Genomic DNA, 3,075 nt, shown 5'->3' with positions numbered 1-3,075 from the left:
AACTAACAACTAACAACTAACAACTAACAACTAACAACTAACAACTAACAACTAACAACTAACAACTAACAACTAACAACTAACAACTAACAACTAACAACTAACAACTAACAACTAACTATTTGCTTTTGGGTAAAACACATCGCAATTCCTTTTTCGTAGTAAGCCGCCTCGTTAATGAAAATTGGATATACTGTCGATTTGCCTTGATAGAAGACCGACTCACCATCAAAGGTCAAAAACATCGGATCGCCGGGATTTAGGGCTTCATAATCTCTGGATTGTAGCTGAGGATGAATCATTGCCTGAATCTCTCCCTTTTCGTTTCTGGGATAGTCGATCGCCCCGATGGTGCGATAAACAGTCAGGGGATTTGTTGCAGCAGGCATTGTGCCTTGATTGTAGCTTTCTACGCAGTCTAAAATTGTGCCGACAACTTGCTCGGTTTGCTGAAATAAAGAGGCATCTAATACGCCTTGTGGCACTGCACCAACCTCCAGCGTACCGCCTAATTCAGAAAGCGATCGCAGCAAAGGACTATCATAATTGTTAGTTGCCGAAACCAGCAGCTTGAGGCGGGGATACACAGAGGTTAAATAAGCTGCTAGTTGCAGGTTAAAAGGATGCTGGCTGGCGAGAATAAATGTTAGCCCCATGTTGGATGTGGTGCTGTGCAAATCGATAATTAAGTTTTGCTGCGGAGTGGTTTTTGAGCTAAAAATGTGGTAGATTGCTTTTGCCCGCTGCGCTTCGTAGGTGGAGAGGTGGGGATTTTGTAAATCTTGCTGTCGAAAGCAGCGGTTGAGGTCGATATCGACGTAGCGTCTGCCGATTTCGGAGGCTTTGGGATTGGCTAGCAGGGCGATTGTTTCAAAAGTCGATCGCCCAATTGACTGTTGTGGCGCGCGATCGAACTTCTTCACCAGGTAAATGCCTGTGAGTTCGTTTCCGTGGGTTCCTCCCACTATGGCAACACGTTTAATTGGATTCATAAACAAAAAACTCCCTATCCCAAGCCTACCATCATTTGTCATCATTTGGTAACAAAGACCTCAGAAACCGGGGTTCTTGGTATATTTCTCGTCACTCAAACCCTCGCATATCATGCGACTCCAAAATCTGTGTATTGTCGCAGGTAAGGTGCTTGAAAACCTAGAATAATGTCTGAATTGAGAATACCCATTTTCGACAGTTCGCTACCGATCGCCATTTCGGTGCTGTTATGCTGTATCCAAACTTTGCCATCAATTATGTCGAGATGTAACACACAACTGTGAACGCGACGATTACCATCCCAGCCAATGTTTGTAATTTGATAGCGATCGCGCTCTATGTCAAAAATGAGTTGGGAGTCAATTTCACCATTAGCAATAGGAACTGTCGCATAGTCCGTTAAGACTTGCTGAATTATTTTTCGATATTGTTCTACTCGATCCATTGTGTAATTACCTCATTAATAGGGTCATAAATTAGGCGTTTAATTTGGTATCTCTACAGATAACTGGGCAAATTCTCGCTGAAAAAACGATTCATATGTTCTGACGGGAATCGCCAAGTAAAGAATGCGATCGGGTTGGCTAATTTCCAAAGCTAGGCGGTAGTTTAAAAATTGTCCGAGGGCTACGTGGTAATCGGTTAGTGGAGATTCACCGAGGAAAGATTTGATTTCTACACCAATTTTTTTACCTTGACGCTCAGCAGCAAGTAAGCTTTTAGCACCTAGATCAATCTCAAATTTCGTCCCACCAACTTCTAGTCTAAGTGGGTCGTCTGTGATAACCCAGTTCTCTTTCTGAAGGGCTATTTTTACTGATGTATGGAAGATATCTTTAGCTGCCATTTAACTCTCTTTTAGTTCGCAGGCGCGATCGGCGGTGGATTGGGCAATCTCGAAATCGGATTTAGTGCATTGCTCAGTTCCGGCAAACATTCCAAACTGGATAAATTCAGGCGATACAGAAATGGATTACCCCGCTAAAAAAGTAATCAGCACGCGACTTTCATAAATGTTTTCGAGAAATTCTAACAGTTCGATAACTACATTTCTGTAAATCCTTTCAAATGCTTGGAGCATAATGATTCACCTCGCCTACAAAGTACGGTATATCGACTCGCTAGTTAATAATGCCAGTTTAACAAATCTTTCCGCAAAAATACAAATTTTTGATATGATAGTTGGATAGCTCCCCAGCATTGATAATTGAAAGTAGGATTTCTCGCACCCTGCGAAAATCTCAGAAACCAGGTTTCTCTCTATATTTCTCGTCACCCAACCAAAGACTCGCAGAAACCAGGTTTCTCGGCCCCGATTGATACTTCTCTCCGGTCAATTAGTCCGATCGCACAACAGCTTATTGCCAGCGTTGTCTTCGGACATGATAGGATCTAAAATTAAGGTGATCCGGGCGATCGCCCCCACAGCCAAAATCCCGGTATTTGCCATGCGTAAAATTGTACTCTTCATTGCATCGAGTTTGGACGGTTATATCGCGCGATCGAATGGCGAGATTGACTGGCTGTATACAGACCAAAATTACGGCTATACTAAATTTTTAGATAGCATCGATACAGTCCTCATGGGTCGCAAAACCTACGAACAAGTTCTAACTTTTGGCGAGTATCCCTACCAAGAAAAAAAAAGTTATGTTTTTACTAAAAATCTAGATTTTGTAGCAACTTCTGATGTGGAAGTAGTAACACAATTAGAGAGTTTTGTCAATGATTTGCGCTTGATAGATGGCAAAAATATTTGGTTGGTGGGAGGCTCTTTGTTAATTCGCGATTTCCTGAACAAAAAGCTTGTAAACGAGTTAATTCTCTCGGTGCACCCGCTGATTTTGGGCGAAGGAATTCCTTTATTTGCTAATCCCAACACTACAGCTTTGCAGCTAACTGGATGTCAAACTTACAGTTCTGGTATGGTTCAGCTATCCTATGATGTGGCGACTTGAGGGCGCGCTTTGTTGTTAATACCAATTTTTTATGAAGCTGCATAGAATCAGATCCCCCCAGCCCCCTTAAAAAGGGGGAGTAAGAATTCAAAGTCCCCCTTTTTAAGGGGGATTTAGGGGGATC

General features: G+C 42.4%; 4 protein-coding genes. 1 reads left to right on the top strand and 3 read right to left on the bottom strand.

Annotation, left to right across the window (positions count from 1 at the left end; genetic code table 11):
- Window positions 1-107: 107 nt before the first annotated feature.
- The 3 genes from WBA89_RS19745 to WBA89_RS19735 all read right to left on the bottom strand — a co-directional run bounded on the left by WBA89_RS19745 (window position 108) and on the right by WBA89_RS19735 (window position 1,840).
- The gene (locus WBA89_RS19745; RefSeq protein ID WP_424408894.1) at window positions 108-992 is read right to left on the bottom strand and encodes an aspartoacylase; all 885 of its coding nucleotides are present in this window, start codon (window positions 990-992) and stop codon (window positions 108-110) included.
- 110 nt (window positions 993-1,102) lie between these two features.
- On the bottom strand, window positions 1,103-1,438 hold the full coding sequence (locus tag WBA89_RS19740) for a XisI protein (RefSeq protein WP_424408893.1): 336 nt from the start codon (window positions 1,436-1,438) through the stop codon (window positions 1,103-1,105).
- 39 nt (window positions 1,439-1,477) lie between these two features.
- Window positions 1,478-1,840 (bottom strand): XisH family protein, encoded by a 363-nt coding sequence (locus tag WBA89_RS19735; RefSeq protein ID WP_424408892.1) that lies wholly within the window; start codon window positions 1,838-1,840, stop codon window positions 1,478-1,480.
- Window positions 1,841-2,375: 535 nt separating this feature from the next.
- Between WBA89_RS19735 and WBA89_RS19730 the strand changes: the two genes are divergently transcribed.
- Complete coding sequence (locus tag WBA89_RS19730) at window positions 2,376-2,951, top strand: dihydrofolate reductase family protein (RefSeq protein WP_424408891.1); 576 nt, start codon at window positions 2,376-2,378, stop codon at window positions 2,949-2,951.
- Window positions 2,952-3,075 lie beyond the last annotated feature (124 nt).

The sequence above is a fragment of the Microcoleus sp. genome (assembly GCF_049646505.1).
Classification (GTDB): Bacteria; Cyanobacteriota; Cyanobacteriia; order Cyanobacteriales; family Microcoleaceae; genus Microcoleus.
The sequence above is the reverse complement of the archived record's forward strand: the minus strand, read 5'-3'. Positions and strand labels throughout refer to the sequence as shown.

Coding starts and splice junctions, on each gene's coding strand:
- WBA89_RS19745 (WP_424408894.1), bottom strand. CDS start 992: ATGAATCCAATTAAACGTGTTGCCATAGTGGGAGGAACCCACGGAAAC.
- WBA89_RS19740 (WP_424408893.1), bottom strand. CDS start 1,438: ATGGATCGAGTAGAACAATATCGAAAAATAATTCAGCAAGTCTTAACG.
- WBA89_RS19735 (WP_424408892.1), bottom strand. CDS start 1,840: ATGGCAGCTAAAGATATCTTCCATACATCAGTAAAAATAGCCCTTCAG.
- WBA89_RS19730 (WP_424408891.1), top strand. CDS start 2,376: ATGATAGGATCTAAAATTAAGGTGATCCGGGCGATCGCCCCCACAGCC.